Annotated in this window: 18 protein-coding genes; 17 read left to right on the forward strand and 1 reads right to left on the reverse strand. The window is 69.3% G+C overall.

What is annotated here, in order from left to right; translation table 11 throughout:
- Positions 1 to 247: 247 nt before the first annotated feature.
- A complete protein-coding gene (locus HNR28_RS15255) occupies positions 248 to 958 on the reverse strand; it encodes a TetR/AcrR family transcriptional regulator (protein ID WP_084330527.1) in 711 nt (236 codons plus the stop codon).
- Between the two features lie 102 nt (positions 959 to 1,060).
- Here HNR28_RS15255 and HNR28_RS15260 point away from each other — a divergent pair, with 102 nt between their 5' ends.
- From HNR28_RS15260 to HNR28_RS15340, 17 genes are all read left to right on the forward strand, one after another.
- The gene (locus tag HNR28_RS15260) at positions 1,061 to 2,020 is read left to right on the forward strand and encodes an SDR family NAD(P)-dependent oxidoreductase (protein ID WP_151024736.1); all 960 of its coding nucleotides are present in this window, start codon (positions 1,061 to 1,063) and stop codon (positions 2,018 to 2,020) included.
- A 15-nt stretch (positions 2,021 to 2,035) separates the two neighbouring features.
- A complete protein-coding gene (locus tag HNR28_RS15265; protein ID WP_170288467.1) occupies positions 2,036 to 3,706 on the forward strand; it encodes a class I adenylate-forming enzyme family protein in 1,671 nt (556 codons plus the stop codon).
- Positions 3,707 to 3,764: 58 nt separating this feature from the next.
- Positions 3,765 to 4,211: a VOC family protein gene (locus tag HNR28_RS15270; RefSeq protein ID WP_052355628.1), complete on the forward strand. Its 447-nt coding sequence runs from the start codon at positions 3,765 to 3,767 to the stop codon at positions 4,209 to 4,211.
- Between the two features lie 44 nt (positions 4,212 to 4,255).
- The gene (locus HNR28_RS15275) at positions 4,256 to 5,056 is read left to right on the forward strand and encodes a MaoC/PaaZ C-terminal domain-containing protein (protein ID WP_151024738.1); all 801 of its coding nucleotides are present in this window, start codon (positions 4,256 to 4,258) and stop codon (positions 5,054 to 5,056) included.
- A 9-nt stretch (positions 5,057 to 5,065) separates the two neighbouring features.
- On the forward strand, positions 5,066 to 5,860 hold the full coding sequence (locus tag HNR28_RS15280) for an alpha/beta fold hydrolase (RefSeq protein ID WP_198408291.1): 795 nt from the start codon (positions 5,066 to 5,068) through the stop codon (positions 5,858 to 5,860).
- Positions 5,861 to 5,977: 117 nt separating this feature from the next.
- Positions 5,978 to 6,736: an SDR family NAD(P)-dependent oxidoreductase gene (locus HNR28_RS15285; RefSeq protein ID WP_052355629.1), complete on the forward strand. Its 759-nt coding sequence runs from the start codon at positions 5,978 to 5,980 to the stop codon at positions 6,734 to 6,736.
- Positions 6,729 to 8,096, forward strand: a complete 1,368-nt coding sequence (locus HNR28_RS15290; protein ID WP_151024739.1) for an amidase — start codon at positions 6,729 to 6,731, stop codon at positions 8,094 to 8,096. The genes HNR28_RS15285 and HNR28_RS15290 overlap by 8 nt, the downstream gene beginning before the upstream one ends.
- A gap of 38 nt (positions 8,097 to 8,134) precedes the next feature.
- On the forward strand, positions 8,135 to 8,899 hold the full coding sequence (locus HNR28_RS15295) for an enoyl-CoA hydratase/isomerase family protein (RefSeq protein WP_043680975.1): 765 nt from the start codon (positions 8,135 to 8,137) through the stop codon (positions 8,897 to 8,899).
- A gap of 55 nt (positions 8,900 to 8,954) precedes the next feature.
- Positions 8,955 to 9,962 (forward strand): zinc-binding dehydrogenase, encoded by a 1,008-nt coding sequence (locus tag HNR28_RS15300; protein ID WP_170288468.1) that lies wholly within the window; start codon positions 8,955 to 8,957, stop codon positions 9,960 to 9,962.
- A gap of 99 nt (positions 9,963 to 10,061) precedes the next feature.
- Entirely contained in the window at positions 10,062 to 11,090 is a 1,029-nt protein-coding gene (locus HNR28_RS15305) for an ABC transporter substrate-binding protein (RefSeq protein WP_409360349.1), read from the forward strand.
- A gap of 222 nt (positions 11,091 to 11,312) precedes the next feature.
- Positions 11,313 to 12,053: an ABC transporter permease gene (locus tag HNR28_RS15310; RefSeq protein WP_242404298.1), complete on the forward strand. Its 741-nt coding sequence runs from the start codon at positions 11,313 to 11,315 to the stop codon at positions 12,051 to 12,053.
- 2 nt (positions 12,054 to 12,055) lie between these two features.
- Entirely contained in the window at positions 12,056 to 12,859 is an 804-nt protein-coding gene (locus HNR28_RS15315; protein WP_043680979.1) for an ABC transporter permease, read from the forward strand.
- Positions 12,852 to 13,931, forward strand: coding sequence for an ABC transporter ATP-binding protein (locus HNR28_RS15320; protein WP_151024741.1), 1,080 nt, complete (start codon positions 12,852 to 12,854; stop codon positions 13,929 to 13,931). The genes HNR28_RS15315 and HNR28_RS15320 overlap by 8 nt, the downstream gene beginning before the upstream one ends.
- A 226-nt stretch (positions 13,932 to 14,157) precedes the next feature.
- Positions 14,158 to 14,598 carry an acyl-CoA thioesterase gene (locus HNR28_RS15325; RefSeq protein ID WP_151025318.1) on the forward strand — a complete coding sequence of 147 codons (441 nt, stop codon included), beginning with the start codon at positions 14,158 to 14,160 and terminating at the stop codon, positions 14,596 to 14,598.
- 152 nt (positions 14,599 to 14,750) lie between these two features.
- Entirely contained in the window at positions 14,751 to 15,446 is a 696-nt protein-coding gene (locus tag HNR28_RS15330; protein WP_043680987.1) for a CoA transferase subunit A, read from the forward strand.
- A gap of 11 nt (positions 15,447 to 15,457) precedes the next feature.
- Positions 15,458 to 16,111, forward strand: a complete 654-nt coding sequence (locus tag HNR28_RS15335; RefSeq protein ID WP_043680988.1) for a CoA transferase subunit B — start codon at positions 15,458 to 15,460, stop codon at positions 16,109 to 16,111.
- 51 nt (positions 16,112 to 16,162) lie between these two features.
- Positions 16,163 to 17,977 carry an aminopeptidase P family protein gene (locus HNR28_RS15340; protein ID WP_409360363.1) on the forward strand — a complete coding sequence of 605 codons (1,815 nt, stop codon included), beginning with the start codon at positions 16,163 to 16,165 and terminating at the stop codon, positions 17,975 to 17,977.
- The last annotated feature ends 15 nt before the right edge of the window (positions 17,978 to 17,992 follow it).

The raw sequence follows: 17,992 nt of genomic DNA on the forward strand, positions 1-17,992 counted from the left end.
CTGCGGACTCGGGCGGTCTGCGGCGTTGCTCGTCCTTGCCATGGCGCCGGCCATGGCTGCGGTTCGCGCCTTGCATCCCATATCCCGATCCGCGGCGCCCGCTTTCCGCTCGACTTGTTCAGAATATCCTGGCGAGGCCGGACCCCGCCATGTTGCGGGCCATTGTATTGCAGAACCCGGCCGCGGCCATGGCCAGGATCGGTTCATATCGGGACAGGCGAAATGCCGCGGCTTGTCCATGTTCTCTTCACGTTCTTTCCATGTCCGTGCGGCCTTGCCGCCCTTCGCTGCGCGCGGGCGGGTCCTGGCGGCCCGCGCCGCGCGGGGAGAAGAGGGTGCAGCACCAGATTTCGCTGACGATGCGCGCCGCGTCGTCCACGGGCAGCATCTCCGCCGCGGTGTCGGGGTGGGCGTACCAGACGTAGGCCGACTGCTCCGTCATCGAGGCCAGGGCTTCCAGGGAGACCCGCGCCGGCATGCCGTTGATCTCGGTGATGCCGTGGTCGCGCTCCAGCGCCGTGGCGACCCGCACGATGTGGCGCTCGCGCATGTACCACCACATGTCGTCGTAGCGCTGGTCCACCATGGTCGCCTCGATGAAGGCCCGCATCACCTTGCGGTGGTTGCGGTAGTGGCCCAGGTAGCCGCGGTTGGATTCGAGGATCGCCTCGTCGGGGCGGTCGCGGAAGCTCTGCCGCTCGCCCGGCCGGCTGGCGGCGTACAGCTCGTTGTGGATGTCGTGGATGATCGCCAGGAAGACGTCGTCCTTGTTGTCGAAGTAGCGGTACAGGGCGCCCATCGAGAGGTGGGCCCTTTCCGCCAGATCGCTCATGCGCATCGAGACGTAGCCGGCTTCGCCGAAGATTTCTCTGCCGCTCGCCAGGATGCGGGCCAGGGTCGCCCGCCCCTTCGGGGTGGTGGGCTGGGGAAGGTTCGGTTCCGGGGCTTTTTTCAGCATTTCCTGTTTTTTTAAAAAAAGCGACATCACTATTGCTTTTTGGCGCAGCGTCGCTTAGAGTATGGGCATACAAGAAAAAATTCGGTTAGCGAGGATGGAGACATGGTACATCAATCGAGTGGTTTGCCGGCTGGGGATTTCCGTTACGAGGGCCAGGTCGCGATCGTGACCGGCGCGGGCAGCGGGCTGGGGCGGGCGTACGCCATGCTGCTGGCCGCCCGCGGCGCCCGCGTGGTGGTCAACGACATCGGCATGCGTCCGGGGCCCGACGGCGCGCCCGTCAGTTCGGCGGAGCTCACCGTCCGCGAGATCCGCGCGCTGGGCGGCGAGGCCGTGGCGGACACTTCCTCGGTGGCCACCCGCGAAGGCGGGCAGGCGATCGCCGAGCGGGCGCTGTCGGCCTACGGGCGCATCGACATCCTGGTGAACAACGCCGGCAACATCTCGCTCACTTCGTTCAACAAGCTCGACCTCGCCGACGCCGCGCCGATCTTCGACGTGCACGTGTGGGGCGCCTTCAACGTGACGCAGCCGTGCTACCAGCAGATGGTGCGGCAGCAGTACGGCCGGATCGTCTTCACCACGTCCGGCGTGGCGCTCTTCGGCAACGGCGGCATCGCGCCCTACGCGGCCGCCAAGGGCGGCGTGTTCGGGCTGCTGCAGGTGCTCAAGCTCGAAGGCGCCCGCCACGGCATCCGGGTGAACGCCGTCGCTCCCATGGCCTCCACGCAGCTCACCGAGGACGTCGAGATGCCCCAGTACCACCAGGTCAGCGAGGACATGGTCGTCCCCGAGCTGGTGGCGCCCGTGGTGGGCTATTTCGCGTCGCGCGAATGCCCCTGGACCGGCGAGACCTGGTCCGCCGGCTCGGGCTCGGTCGCGCGCATCTTCATCGGACGCACGCCGGGCTTCTTCAAGCATCCCATCGACCAGGGCGCCCTGACGGTCGAGGACGTGGCGGGCCACGTCGATCGCATCCGCAGCGAAGCGGACTACACGACGCCGGAAAGCTGGCCCGCCGAATGGGCGCTTCTGGTCGATCTTCTGACGGACCGCAAGTGAGTGCCGGAGCGCATCGTGAACCGTACGGAAATCCATGAATTCCTGAAGACCCTCGATTTCGAGGGGGCGGGCCGGCTGACCCTGCCGGATCTGCTGGAAAAGCGCGTGCAGGCGACGCCGGAGGCGGTGGCCGTCCGCTCGCCCGCGGGCAGCCTGCGCTTCGACGAATGGCTGGACGGCGCCCGCGCCGTGTCCGCGCGGCTGCGGTCGTCGGGCGCCTACCGGCCCGGGACCCCGGTCCTGGTCTGGGTCGATACGGCCGACGCGCGCCAGGTGGTGATCGCGCAGCACGGGGTGCTCGACGGCGGCTGCATCGTCGCCCCGCTGGACGACCGCCTGAGCGTGGCGGAAGTCCGGCGCTTCGCCCAGGACGTCGCGGCGAGCGCCGTGATCGCCAGCCGGGGGCTGCTGTCCTCGCGCAAGGACGAGGACCTGCTGGAATTCATCCCCGAGGGCCTGCCGCCCGAAGGCGATCCGCTGGACCTGCTGCTCTTCGCCGCCGTGGACGGGGCCTTCCGGCTCGTGCCGTCTCCCGGAGACGGGGCGGCGCCGGCCGAAGGGGTGCGCGCGCAGGCGGACGATTGCGCGCTGCTCGCCTTCACCTCGGGCACGACGGGGCGGCCGAAGGCCGCGATGATTACCCACGGCGGCTGCGTGCAGCTGGCCGAAAGAATGGTCAACGGCGTGTTTCCCGCGCCCCGCGGGGGGCGGCCCGTCGGTCCGGACGACGTGATCCAGTCGCCCGTGCCCGCCTACCTGCCCACCAGCATCGTCAATACGCTGTACGCCGCGGTGCTGGCCGGATGTCCCCTGAGCTACCGGGGCCGCCGCTTCGACCCCGAGGCCGAGGAAAGGGAAATGGCGCTGGCGGGCACGACCATCTACGCGGGCGCGCCGGCCCACTACGCCATGATGTGCCAGCGGCCGGCGAGCGACGACTCGCGCGGCGCCCGGGTGCAGATCATGACCGCGAGCGGCGCCCCCATGACCGCGGCGCTCTACCGCACGATGCGGGAGCGCTGGCCGCGCGCCGCTGTGGCCAACTGGTATGCCCTGAACGAAACGATGGTCGGCCAGACGCTCAATTTCGGTCCGGACATGGAGCTCGATCCCACGGCCATCGGCCGGCCGGTCTGGCCGACCGAGCTCGCCGTGGTCGACGAGGCCGGCCGGCGATGCGCGCCCGGGGAATCCGGCGAGGTGCTCCTGCGGGCGCCGGGGCAGATGGTGGGCTACTACCTGAACGAGGCGGAGACGGCCAAGCGCATCGACGCGGACGGCTGGGTGCACACCGAGGACATCGGCTTCGTGGGCGCGGAAGACGGCCTGCTGCGGCTCACCGGGCGCAAGAGCGACCGCATCAACCGGGGCGGCTTCAAGTTCTATCCCGCCGAGGTCGAAGAAGTGCTGCTGGGCCACGAAGGCCTGGCCGACGCGGCCATCCTGGCCATCCCCGATCCAATTCTGGGCCAGGACCTGGTGGCGATGGTGGTGGCGGCCGAGGGCGGGCAGATGCTGGCCGAAGCCGACATCCGGGCGTTCTGCCAGGACCGGCTGTCGCGCAACAAGGCGCCCAGCCGGGTGTATTTCGTCGACCGGCTGCCGCGGAGCGGATTCGGCAAGGTGGTGAAAAAGGAACTGATCGCGCTCTGGGAAGCCATCGAGTCCCGCGGCGCCGGCCGGTGACCGGGTCTGGTCTCGGCTTCTTATCTGGATTTCAACCCGAGGAAATAGGGAGACAGCAATGGAACCGTTGTTCTACAGCATGCAGGAAATCGTCATCGCCGTGAAGGACCTGGACAAGGCGACCGACCGGCTGAGCGAAATCTTCGCCGCGCCCGCCGACGGCCTGGCCTCCGAGCCCCTGGAAGGCATCGAGCTGATCCAGCGCGGCGTCTGGATCGGCAAGGAAAGAATCGCCATCGTCGCCGACGCCACCGGCACCGGCCCGCTGGCCCAGGCGATCGAGAAGCGCGGCGAGGGCATCCACGAGATCTGCGTGAGGACGCGCAACCTGGAGGAAGCGATCGCGCACTTCAAGGCCAAGGGCGTGCGGCTCACGCGCGACGAGCCCTACGTCCTGAAGAACTACGAATACCGCGGCGAAGTCTTCTCCGAGGTCCGCATCGTGTTCATCCATCCCGCGAGCTGCTATGGCGTGCTCGTCGAGGTCCAGGAATGGGTCAAGTAGCGTCCGGCCCCGGACGATCCCGCGCACCGACACCGGAAACAGCCATGTCCAACGATCTTGCTCAACTGGCCGGGAAGGACCTCGGCGCCCATGCGGCCGCATACGACGCGAACAAGGCGATCCTGTACGCGCTCGCCGTGGGGGCGGCCGCCGCGGAACTCGACCTGGTCTACGAACGCGACCTGCGTGTGCTGCCGACCTTCGGCTGCGCGCTGGGCCTGTGGGCCGTGGAGGCCGCGGGCCGGCTGGGCGCCTACGATCCCAGGTCGTCCCTGCACGTGGCGCAGAAAATCCGCGTCCACCGGCCGCTGCCGGCCTCCGGCAGCATCGGGATGCGGGGCCGGGTGGCCCACGTCTACGACAAGGGCAAGGCGGCCCTGCTCGAAATCGAGGTCGAATCGGAATTCTTCACCGCGGCCTACACCATCTTCCTGCCCGGCATGGGCGGCTGGGGCGGGGACCGCGGGCCGTCGGCCGCGCCCGCGGCGGACCTCGCCTTCACGCAGGCCACCGAAGTGGCGACCACCCCCGAGCTGGCGGCCCTGTACCGCCTCACGGGCGACCTGCATCCCGTCCACATCGACCCCGAGGTCGCCCGCACCAACGGATTTTCCCGCCCGATCCTGCACGGGCTGTGCACCCTCGGGATCTCGGCGCGCGTCGTCGCCCGACAGCACGGCGCCCACCCGGCCGACCTGCGCAGCCTGGAGGCCCGGCTCACCTCGCCGGTGCTGCCCGGGGAGGCGCTGACGGTGGAATCCGGGCGCGCGGCCGAGGGCATCCATTTCCGCACCCTCTCCAACGGCATGGCGGTCCTGAGCGGCGGCAAGGCCGTGTTCGGCTGAAGCGAGGCCATGAAAATGAATCGAGCGACCCTCAACGACATCGACGTCGCCTACACCGTGGAAGGATCGGGTGACCCGGTCGTGTTCGTCCATGGCCTGGCCGAGGACCGCCACACCTGGAGCGGGCAGCAGCAGGCCCTGGGCGGCCGGTACCGCGGCTACGCCTGCGACCTGCGCGGGCATGGCCTGACGTCCCTGGGGCAGGCCGACGGCACCCTGGCGCAGCTGGGCCACGACCTGCTGGCCTTCCTGGAGCGGGTCACCGGGCCGGCCCGCGTCGTCGGGTTCTCGCTGGGGGGCACCATCGCCCTCTGGGCGGCCGCCGAACGCCCCGACCTGGTGCGCAAGTCGGTGGTGCTGGGGACCTCGTCGGTCGTCGGCCGCGCGGCCGTCCAGTTCTACCAGGACCGGATCGCCCAGGCCGCCGACACCGGCTCGGCCGCGTTCCGGGACGCCCTGCGGGCCGACACCGAGGCCGGACTCCACCGGCAGCACGCGTCCCTCGGGCGGATCGTCGACGCGCGCCTCGCGGCCGTCGGCGACGGCCGGGGCTACGTCAATGCCGCCCGGGCCATGATGGGCCTGAATGCCGAGCCGCTGACGCCGCGCCTGGCGCGCATCGAGACCCCCGTGGTGGTGATCGGCGCCGAGCACGACCGGTTCTGCCCCCAGAAGGCGGCGACGATTCTGCTGGACGCCCTGCCGGGCGCCGCCTTCCTGACGATCCCCGAGGCCGGGCACCTGATGAACGTGGACAACCCCGATGCGGTGACGCAGGCCCTGCGCCAGGCCCTGGCCGGCTGAGGCGGCGGCGCCCCCCTTTACCCGCTTTCCCCGCGGGCATGGCGGCCGGGATCCCGGACCGCCGCGCGATGCGGGCAGTCCGATCTCGAAGTGGTTCGATCTCAAGGAGATGTTGAAATGGTTGAAGGCAAAGTGGCACTCATTACCGCCGCCTCGGGCGCGGGCATCGGCAGCGCGATCGCCCGGCAGCTCGCCGAGGACGGCTACGACGTGGTCATCACGGATGCGCACGAACGCCGCTGCCGCGAGTTCGCGCAGCAGCTGTCCGAACAATACGGGCGTCCGTTCCTGGCCGTCCCCCTCGACGTCAGCGACGCCGCCGGGGTCGAGCGCTGCGCCGCGCAGGTGCTGGACGAGAAAGGGCGGATCGACGCGCTGGTCAACAACGCCGGCTGGTCCACCATCGCGCCCGTGGCGGAACTGGCGCTGGCGGACTGGCAGCGCTGCCTGGACATCGACCTGACGGGGACGTTCCTGACGATGCGCCACATCCTGCCCGCCATGATCGCGCGCGGCAGCGGGGCGATCGTCAACATCAGCTCGATCGCGGCCTACGAGACCTCCACCGAGCACGGCGCCGCCTATTCCGCCGCCAAGGCGGGCGTGCTGGCCCTGACGCGCGTCGCCGCGGCCGAGAACGGCCGGCACGGCATCCGCGTCAACGCCATCACGCCGGGCCTGATCTACAACGATTTCCTGCGCAAGATCTATCCGGCCGAATTCTTCGACGGCTACGCGGAAAACCGCTCCCTGGTGGGCCGGATCGGACGGCCCGAGGACGTGGCCGCGCTGGTGTCGTTCCTGCTGTCGGACAAGGCCGGCTACATCACGGGCGAGGTCTACGGCATCAGCGGAGGAGTCCATCCCCATGGCTAAGGACGTCAGCCTTCTCTCGATCGCGGAACTGGTGCGTTCGTACCGGGACCGCTCGCTCAGCCCGGTGGACGTGGCCGAAGCGTTCTTCGCGCGCATCGAACGGTACGACGGCGCATTGCACGCCTACGTCGAGACCACCCGCGACCTGGCGCTGGCGCAGGCGCGCGAGGCCGAGCGCGCCTACGCGTCGGGGAAGGCGGACGCCGCGCTGGCCGGCATCCCGGTCGCCATCAAGGACGCCTTCCACGTCGCGGGCGTCCCCACCACCCTGGGCTCGGACGTGTACCGCGGCCTGGTCTCCAAGGGCGATTCCGGCCTGGTGCGCCGCCTGCGCGCCGCCGGCGCCGTCTTCCTGGGCAAGACCAATACGGCGGAATTCGGCCAGTCCGCGACGACCGAGAACCTGCTCGGGCCGGACACCGCGACGCCCTGGGATACCGCGCGCACGGCCGGGGGGTCGAGCGGCGGGTCGGCGGCCGCGGTTGCGGCCCGGCTCGCCACGGTCGCCGTGGGCTCCGACGGCGGCGGCTCGATCCGCATTCCCGCGGCCTTCTCGGGCATCTTCGGCCTCAAGCCGTCGCCCGGCCTGTGCGGCGACGAAAACGGTTTTCGCGGCATGTCGGAATTCGTCGGCGCCGGGCCGATGGCCCGGTCCGTGGCCGATGCGCGGATCCTGCTGGGCGTGCTGGCCGGCGCGCGCTTCGAGCGCGGCGCGGACACGCGGCCCCTGCGCGTGTGCTACTGCCCGGCGCCCGAGGGCCGGCCGGTCGATCCGGCCGTGGCCGATCTGGTGGAACGCGCCGCCAGGGTTTTCGAGGAGATGGGGCATTCCCTTGAGGAAGATCATCCTCCGATCCAGGGCTGGGGTGATATTTTCGGACCCCTGGTCCTCGAAGAGGAACACCGCGAACGGGGGCACCTCTTGAAGCTCTGTCCGGACAGGCTCACCCGCTACGAGCGATCCACCCTCGAGGCCGCCGTCGCGCTGGATCCCGACGACGTCCTGCGCGCCCGCGCGCTGCTGCCCGATTTCCGCGGCCGCCTGGACGCCTTCTTCGACCGCTACGACGTCGTGCTGGCGCCCGCGACGGCCGTGCCGCCCTTTCCCCTGGGGCAGCGGCCCAAGTTCATCCGCGGCGTCGCCGTGGACCGGCTGTGGGGCGCGTTTCCGTTCACCGCGCCGTTCAACGTGGGCGGCGTCGCCGCGGCGGCGGTGCCCTGCGGCCTGGCCGGCGGCCTGCCGGTGAGCGCGCAGCTCGTGGTCCGGGCGGGAGCGGAGCGGCTGCTGCTCGATGCCGCGCAGGATTTCGAGGAAGCGGTCGGGTTCGATCGCGGCCCGCTGGATTCGATGTGGACCTGACCCCGCGGATGCGGCCCTGACACCCCCGGAACGAACCCATGCGCGCAGACCTCGTCAAGCAAACCCTCGAAGGCTCCGTCCTGGTGCTGGAGATGCACGATCCCGCCGCCCGCAACGCCCTGTCCCTGGGCCTGCTGTCGGCCCTGTCCGAGGCTGTCGGGCAGGCCGGCGAGGACGTGCTCGGCATCGTGATCACGGGCGGCGCGGAGTGTTTCAGCGCGGGGGGGGATTTCCGCGAACTGAAGGGCACGAGCGAGGACCTGGCCTACGACGATGCGGTGTCCGCCGCCGTCGCCACGATCCTGGCATCGGACCGGATCGTCGCCGCGGCGATCGAAGGACCGTGCATGGGCGCGGCGGCCGACCTCGCCCTGGCCTGCGACTACCGCATCGCGGGCGCCGGCAGCTACGTGCAGATTCCCGCCGTGCGCCTGGGGATCCTGTACAACCCGGCGGCGCTCGAGCGCATCGGGCGGTCCTATCCGCGCGACACCGTGCGGCGCCTGCTGCTGGCGGGCGAGCGGTTCGACGATCACGAGGCCCGCCGCGCCGGCCTGTTTTCCCGCGTCGTGCCGCGGGGCGAGGCCCTCGGCGCGGCGCTGCGGGATCTGGCGCGGCTCGATGCGCGGCAGGCGGACGCCGTGCGGGCGACCAAGCGGCTGCTGGCCGAGCTGGAGGCGGGCACGGCCGACCGGGCGCAGTGGCAGCGGCGGCGCGCCGAGCTGCTGGATTCCGAGCAGCGGGGGGCCGCCATCCGGCAGGCGCATGCACGTTTTATCGACAAACCGGAAACGCGCCGGTGAGCCGCCTCGCGGCACGGCATCGAGCGGTTCCCCGAACGAGGATGGAGAGAAGCAGATGGCACGGAACATGAAGGCGGCGGTCATGCGCCAGCACGGCGGCCCCGAGGCGCTGACGGTGGAAGAGGTGGCCCGGCCGGTTCCCGGCGCGGGCGAGGTCCTGGTCAAGGTGGCGGCGTGCTCGCTCAGCCGGCTGGACATCTTCATCCGCGACGGCATGCCGGGGCGCGTCATCCCGATGCCGCACGTCGGCGGCTGCGACGTGGCGGGCTGGATCGAGGAGATCGGGCCGGAGGTGTCCGGCGTGGAAATCGGCGCGCCGGTCCTGATCGACCCGTTCTGGAACGGCGAGATGCTGGGCGAGGCCTACTGGGGCGGGTTTTCCGAATACGTCGCGGTGTCGGCCCAGGGCCTGCTGCCGCTGCCGCAGGCCGCGCGCTTCGTCGAATATTCCTGCCTGCCCACGGCCTACGGCACGGCCTACCGCATGCTCCACACCCGGGGCCGGCTGCGGGCCGGCGAATCCCTGGTGGTGGTGGGCGCCAGTGGCGGCGTGGGCGTCGCCTGCGTCCAGCTGGGCGCGCGGGCCGGCGCGCACGTCATCGCCTGCACCAGCAGCGAGGACAAGGCCGCGCGGCTGAGGACGATCGGCGCCGACGAATGCGTGGTCGCCCCGGACGGGCAGTTCGGCAAGCAGGTCTGGAACCTGACCGGCAAGCAGGGGGCCGACGTGGTGGTCGACTTCACCGGCAGCGCCACCTGGACCCAGTCCCTGCGCTCCGTGAAGCACGGCGGCCGCCTGCTGTGCTGCGGCGCGACCACCGGCTTCGAGGCGCACACCGACCTGCGCTATCTGTGGACGCGCGAGATGGACATCCGGGGGTCGGACGGATGGAAGACCGAGGACCTGCGGGAGCTGCTGGGGATCATGGCCGGCCATGAATTCGATCCGGTGATCCATGCCGTGTTCCCGCTGAGCAGGATACAGGATGCCATGCGCGAACTGGAGGGACGCACATGCTTCGGCAAGATCGTCGTCGTGCCGGACGACGTGCAGGCTGCGTGACGCAGAAGACGGATGGACGACATGCAGCAGATGTAGCAGACGTGTAGAAGACTTGCGCCGACCCGGCGCCCCGGCGCGCGAACCATGATTCCATTATCAATAGACAGGAGACAGATCATGAAAACCAGGCCGCTATTCCTTGCCCTTGCAATGACGTTTTCCGCGAGCAGCTTCGCCGCGGACCCTTCCCTCGTGTTCACGTCCTGGGGCGGCACCACGCAGGACGCCCAGAAGAGCATCTGGGCCGACGGCTTTTCCAAGGCGCAGAACATCGCCGTCCTGCAGGACGGCCCCACCGACTACGGCAAGATCAAGGCCATGGTCGAATCCGGCAACGTGTCCTGGGACGTGGTGGACGTCGAAGGCGACTACGCGGTCCGGGCCGGCATGGAGGGCATGCTGGAAAAGCTCGACTTCTCCGTGATCGACAAGAGCCGCCTGGATCCGCGCTTCGTCACCGACTACTCGGTCGGCAGCTTCTACTATTCCTTCGTCATCGGCTGCAACAAGGACGCCGTCAAGGCCTGCCCCAAGACCTGGGCCGACCTGTTCGACCTGGCGAAATTCCCCGGCAAGCGGACGTTCTACAAGTGGTCGGCCCCGGGCGTCATCGAGGCCGCGCTGCTGGCCGACGGCGTTCCCGCCGAAAAACTCTATCCGCTGGATCTGGACCGGGCCTTCAAGAAGCTGGACACCATCAAGTCCAGCATCGTCTGGTGGAGCAGCGGGGCGCAATCCCAGCAGCTGCTCGCCTCGGCGGAGACGCCCTACGGCTTTTTCTGGAACGGCCGCCTGACCGCGCTGACGAAAACCGGTGTCAACGTCGAGACGTCCTGGGACCAGAACATCACGGCCGCCGACATGCTGGTGGTGCCCAAGGGCGCCAAGAACAAGGCGGCGGCGATGAAATACATCGCCTTCGCCACCAGCGCCGCGTCGCAGGCGAAATTCGCCGAGCTCACCGGCTACGCGCCGATCAACCTGGTCTCGCCCACGCTGATGCCCAAGGAGGTCCGCGACACCCTGCCGGACAAGCAGGCCGCCACCCAGGTCAACGCCAACCTGGGGTACTGGGCCATGCACCGCGACGACATCGGCACGCGCTGGTACGCCTGGCAGGCGCAGTGACGGACGCGCCATGACAACGGCATGACAACGGCATGACATGCGGATCCGGGCCGCCGCGGCGGCCCGGATCCGGGGGCAGGGATACGCCATATGGTTTCTTCGATTTCGACGGGCGGGGCCGGCGGGCGGGGAGCGGGGAAAAGACCGCTTCCTTCCGGCCCCATCGCCTACATTGCGCCGGCCCTCGTGCTGATCGCGCTGTTCTTCATCGTTCCGGTCCTGATGCTGCTGCTGCGCAGCGTCCTCGAACCGGTCCCGGGGCTGGAGAACTACGCGACGCTCTTCGGCTCGACCACCTACCTCAAGGTGTTCTCCAACACCTTCCTGGTGGCCTCGCTCGTGACGATCGTTTCCGTCGTCATCGGCTTCCCGGTCGCCTGGGCGCTGGCCATCCTGCCCCGGCGCTGGGCGGTCTTCCTGCTCGCGGTCATCGTCCTCTCGATGTGGACGAACCTGCTGGCGCGGACCTACGCCTGGATGGTGCTGCTGCAGCGCACCGGCATCATCAACAAGACCCTCATGAATCTGGGCATCATCGACAGCCCGCTGGCGCTGGTGAACAACATCACCGGCGTGACGATCGGCATGGTCTACATCATGCTGCCGTTCATCATCCTGCCGCTCATGGGGGTGATCTCGTCGATCGACGCCTCGATCCTGCGCGCCGCCGCGCTGTGCGGGGCCGGCAAGTGGCAGAGCTTCACGCGCGTGCTGCTGCCGCTGTCGCTGCCGGGCGTGGCCGCCGGGGCGCTGATGGTCTTCGTGATGTCCCTGGGCTACTTCGTCACCCCGGCGCTGCTGGGCGGCGCATCGAGCATGATGCTCGCCGAGCTCATCGCCCAGCTGGTCCAGTCGCTGGTCAAGTGGGGGCTGGGGGGCGCGGCCGCGTTCGTCCTGCTGGTGGTGACCCTGGGGCTGTATTTCCTGCAGCTGCGTTACCTGAAGGTCGACAAGAGGAGTTAGCCATGCTGCTGGATTTCAATCGCCTCGGGGGCCTGCGCTACTTCCTGATCCTCGTCACGGGACTGGTGCTGCTGTTCCTGATCCTGCCCATCGTCTTCATCGCCGCGCTCTCGTTCGGCTCATCGCAGTGGCTGATCTTTCCGCCGCCCTCGTGGACCCTGAAGTGGTACTACGAGCTGTTCGCGGATCCGCGCTGGCTGTACACCGCCCTGACGAGCCTGAAGATCGCGGTCATCGTCACGGTGCTGTCCGTCGCGCTGGGCTTCCTCGCCTCGCTGGGCCTGGACCGGGGCGAGTTCCGCGGCAAGGAGCGCATCCGCGCGCTGTTCCTGACCCCCATGATCCTGCCCGTGATCGTGCTGGCCGTGGCGCTCTACGCCCTGTTCCTGAAGCTGGGCCTGGCCGGGACCACCGTCGGCTTCGTCATCGCGCACCTGCTCGTCGCGCTGCCGTTCTCCATCATCTCGATCAGCGGCGCGCTGGAAGGGTTCGACAAGTCGATCGAGGACGCCGCCATCCTGTGCGGCGCCTCGCCCTGGGAGGCGCGGCTCAAGATCACCATCCCGTCCATCCGGCACGGCCTGTTCACGGCCGCCGTCTTCTCCTTCCTGGCCTCCTGGGACGAGGTGGTCCTGGCGATCTTCATGTCCAGCCCGACCCTGCAGACGCTGCCCGTCAAGATCTGGACCACCCTGAGGCAGGACCTGACCCCCGTGGTCGCCGCCGTATCGACCATCCTGGTGGCGCTCACCGCCGTGCTGATTTTCGCTCCGCTGGTATTTCGCAAGAGGCAAAAAGATGACTAGACCTTTCCTGAGCATCCAGGGGATCCGCAAGGATTACGGGGATTTCACCGCCATCCGGGACGTGACGCTCGACATCGCCCGGGGCGAGTTCATGACCTTCCTGGGGCCCTCGGGCTCCGGCAAGTCCACCACCCTGTACATCCTGGCCGGTTTCCAGGATCCCACCGAAGGCGACATCCTGCTCGACGGCGAGAGCCTGCTTTCGGTGCCTTCCCACAAGCGCAACATCGGCATGGTGTTCCAGCGGTACACGCTGTTCCCGCACCTGAGCGTCGGGGAAAACGTGGCCTTTCCCCTGCGGGTGCGGCGCTGCGCCAAATCCGAGATCGAGGACCGGGTGCGGGCGGCGCTCAAGCTCGTCCACCTGGAGGATTTCGCCGACCGCAAGCCCGCGCTGATGTCGGGCGGCCAGCAGCAGCGCGTGGCCCTGGCGCGGGCCCTGGTCTACGATCCGCCGCTGCTGCTGATGGACGAGCCGCTGTCGGCGCTGGACAAGAAGCTGCGCGAGGACCTGCAGTTCGAGATCCGGCGCATCCACCAGGAAACCGGCGTCACCATCCTCTACGTCACCCACGACCAGGAGGAAGCCCTGCGCCTGTCGGACCGCATTTCCGTCTTCAGCCAGGGCCGCATCGAGCAGATCGGCACCGGCCAGGAACTCTATGCGCAGCCTGCGACCCGCTTCGTGGCCGGCTTCATCGGCGACAGCAATTTCCTCGCGGCCGACATCCTTTCCGTGGCGGAAAACAAGGCGAAGCTGTCCATCTGCGACGGCGTCGTCGTCGACGGCGTGCCGGTCCAGGGACGGCCGACGGACTCGGACCGCCCGACGCTGCTGCTGCGGCCCGAGCGCATCTCCATCTCGCTCGACCCGCAGGAGTGCGGCGTGCCCGTGACGATCCGCGACCTGACCTTCCTGGGCAACATGGTCGAGGTGAGTTCCGTCACGGACCGGGAGGAGCCCGTCAAGATCCGGATTCCCTTCGGCAACCGGATCGTCTCGGAACTGGCCTCGGGCGATCGCGTCTGGGCCAATTTCGATCCCGGGGCCCTGCACGCCTTCTACGGCTGAGCGCCCTGGCGCGGGCGGCGGGCGGCGCGTCCGGCAGGGGCGGCAGAGACAGCGCGGGCGGCAGGGGCGGCAGGGGCGGCGCGGGCGGCGGTGCGGGCGGCGGTGCGGGCGGCGGTGCGGGCGGCGTGTGGCGGTACGGTGGTACCATATTCCGGCTGCGGGCCCTGGAGGGTCCGCGGTCTTCCGGTCCCACCCCTCACGGTCCCACCACTCGCGCAGCCCGCCCATGCCTTCGGATTCCACCGCCACGCCGCCCGCTTCCGGCACCTTCACAACCCCCCCGATCGACGTCCGCTGGGGCGACATGGACGCCCTGCGCCACGTCAACAACGCGGTCTACTTCTCCTATTTCGAGGAGGGCCGGGTGCATCTGTTCGCCGCGATGGGCCTGGGCGCCGCCTCGGGCCGCTACGGCGTGCTGGCCCATGCCTCGTGTGATTTTCTCAGACCGCTGTTGTATCCTGCCCGTGTCGTCGTCGGCATGAAGCTCCTGCGCGTCGGGCGGACCAGCCTGGAACTGGACTGCTGGGTCGCCGATGCCGGGGATGCCGCGACGCTCTACGCCCGCGGCCGCAACGTGCTGGTGTGCACCGATGGCGCCACCGGCCGGCCGGTGCCCTGGACCGACGCCGACCGGCGGGCGCTGGACCGCTGCTTCGCCGCCTGATACCGTTGCCGCTTTCGATTTCGATTCCCGTTCGATTTCTATTTGATTTCTATTTGATTTCTGTTTGATTTCTGTTTGATTTCTGTTTGATTTCTGTTTGATTTCTATTCGATTTCTGTCCGATTTCTGTTCATCTACGAAGGAACCGTTGTATGGATAAAGTCTACGAGAGTGCCGATGCCGCCTTGCGCGGCGTCGTGGCCGACAATCAGATGATCGCCGTCGGCGGCTTCGGGCTGTGCGGCATCCCCGAGGCCCTGATCGCGGCCCTGCGGGACTCGGGCGTGCGCAATCTCACCTGCATCAGCAACAACGCCGGGGTCGACGGCTTCGGTCTGGGGCAGCTCCTGTCCACGCGCCAGATCACCAAGATGATCGCGTCCTACGTGGGCGAGAACAAGGAATTCGAGCGCCAGTACCTGGCGGGCGAACTGGAACTGGAATTCACGCCGCAGGGCACGCTGGCCGAAAAGCTGCGCGCCGGCGGCGCCGGCATCCCGGCGTTCTTCACCGCCACCGGCGTGGGCACCGTGGTGGCCGAGGGCAAGGAGACCCGCGAATTCGACGGCCGCACCTACATCATGGAACGCTCCCTGGTGCCGGACGTGTCCCTGGTCAAGGCCTGGAAGGCCGACCGCAGCGGCAACCTGAAATTCCGCCGCACGGCGCGCAACTTCAACCCCAACGTCGCCATGGCCGGCCGCATCACCATCGTCGAGGTCGAGGAAATCGTGCCCACCGGCACCTTCGATCCGGACGAAGTCCATCTGCCGGGGATCTACGTGCACCGCATCGTCCTGAACGCGCATCCCGAAAAGCGCATCGAACAACGCACCATTCGTCAATAAGGAGGCAGATCATGGCTTGGGATCGTGAACAGATGGCGGCGCGCGCCGCGCAGGAACTGCGGGACGGCTACTACGTCAACCTGGGCATCGGCCTGCCCACCAAGGTCGCCAACTACGTGCCGGAGGGCATGGAAGTCTGGCTGCAGTCGGAAAACGGCCTGCTGGGCATCGGCCCCTTCCCCACGGAAGACGAGGTCGACGCCGACCTGATCAACGCCGGCAAGCAGACCGTGACGACGCTGCCGGGTTCCTCGATCTTCGCCTCGGCGGATTCGTTCGCCATGATCCGCGGCGGCAAGATCAACCTGGCCATCCTGGGGGCCATGCAGGTGTCCGAAAAGGGCGACCTGGCCAACTGGATGATTCCCGGCAAGATGATCAAGGGCATGGGCGGCGCCATGGACCTGGTGGCCGGCGTGGGCAAGGTCGTGGTGCTGATGGAGCACGTCGCCCGCGCCAAGGACGGCACCGAATCCCAGAAGCTGCTGCCCGCGTGCACGCTGCCGCTGACCGGGGTGGGCGTGGTGAATCTCATCATCACCGACCTGGGCGTGATGGAAGTCACCGACGACGGCCTGCGCCTGACCGAACTGGCCCCGGGCGTGACGGTGGACGAGATCCGCGCCAAGACGTCCGCCAAGCTGGACGTGTCCGCCGTCGCCTAGGGAGGTTCTGAACACGTTTCCGCTCGACGCATTCAGACCTTCCCCGAGGAAATCGCCGTGACCCTGCCGCACCCCCTGGAGACGCCCGCCGATCGCATCGCCGCCCTGCGCGGCCGGCTGGCGCAGTCGGGCCTGAGCGCCTGCCTGGTGCCGACCGCCGATCCGCACCTGTCGGAATACCTGCCGGACCATTGGGCCGCGCGCGCCTGGCTGTCGGGCTTCGACGGTTCGGCGGGCAGCCTGCTGGTCACGGCGGACTTCGCCGGCCTGTGGACCGACAGCCGCTACTGGGTCCAGGCCGAAGCCCAGCTGCGGGGTTCCGGCATCGTCCTGATGCGGGCCGGCGCGCCCGACGTGCCGGATCCGCTGGACTGGGTCCTGGCGCATCTGGCGCGCGGCGGCCGGGTGGCGGCCGACGGCCGGGTGCTGGACCTGGCGGCGGAAAGCCGCTGGCGCGCGGCCCTGGACGAGGCCGGCCTGGCGCTGGTGCTGGACCAGGACCCGGTCGGCGCGATCTGGGCGCAGCGCCCGGCCCTGCCCGAGGCCCCGGTCTTCGAGCACCTGCCGCCGTACGCCTGCCGCGCGCGGGCCGGCAATCTCGCCGCCGTGCGGGCCGCCATGCGCGAACACGGCGCGGCCTGGCACCTGCTGTCCTCGCTGGACGACATCGCCTGGCTGCTGAACCTGCGCGGCGCCGACGTGGACTACAACCCGGTCTTCCTCGCGCACGCGCTGCTGGACGCGGATCGGGCGCGCCTGTATGTGGCGCCCGGCAAGATCGACGCCGCGCTGGCCGCCCGCCTGGCGGCCGACGGGGTGGAACTGCGCGACTACGCCGCGCTGGCCGCCGACCTGGCGGCCCTGCCAGCCGGCGCCGCGCTGCTGGTGGATCCGGCGCGGGTCACGGCGGGCACGCTGTCGCACGCGCCCCAGGCGCGGCGCATCGAGGCCATCAATCCGTCCCAGCTGCTGAAATCCGTCAAGAACGCCGCCGAGGCCGACCACATCCGGGCCGCCATGGCCCAGGACGGCGCCGCCCTGTGCGAATTCTTCGCCTGGTTCGAGGCCGCCCTGGCGGCGGGCGAGCGCATTACCGAGATCGACGTCGATGTTCATCTGTCGGCGGCGCGCGCCCGGCGCCCGGGCTTCGTCAGCCTCAGCTTCGCCACCATCGCCGGCTTCAACGCCAACGGCGCCATGCCGCACTACCGCGCCACCGAATCGTCCCACGCCGTCATCCAGGGCGACGGCCTGCTGCTGATCGATTCCGGCGGGCAGTACCTGGGCGGCACCACCGACATCACCCGGGTCGTGCCCATCGGCACGCCCTCGGACGAGCAGCGCGCCGACACCACCACCGTGCTGCAGGCCCACATCGCCCTGGCGCGGGCGCGCTTCCCGGAAGACACGCCGTCCTCCGTGCTCGACACCCTGGCGCGCATGCCGCTGTGGCGCCGGGGCCTGGACTACGGCCACGGCACCGGCCACGGCGTGGGCTATTTCCTCAACGTTCACGAAGGCCCGCAGACGATTTCCGTGCGCGGCCACGCGCGCCCCCACCAGGGCATGAAGGCCGGCATGCTGACGTCCAACGAACCCGGCCTGTACCGCGACGGCCGGTGGGGCATCCGCATCGAGAACCTGGTGCTGGCCGTCCCGGCCGGGCGGAGCGAATTCGGCGCCTTCCTGGAATTCGAGACCGTCACCCTGTGCCCCATCGACACGCGCTGCGTGATGCGCGAACGGCTGTCCGCCGACGAGATCGCGTGGCTGGACGCCTACCACGCCCGCGTGCGCGAGCGCCTGCTGCCCCTGGTGGACGGCGCGGCGCGCGACTGGCTGCTGGCGCGCACCGAAGCGCTGTAGTCCGGCCGGGCCGTG

The organism is Castellaniella defragrans, from assembly GCF_014203015.1.
GTDB classification, from domain to species: Bacteria; Pseudomonadota; Gammaproteobacteria; order Burkholderiales; family Burkholderiaceae_B; genus Castellaniella; species Castellaniella defragrans.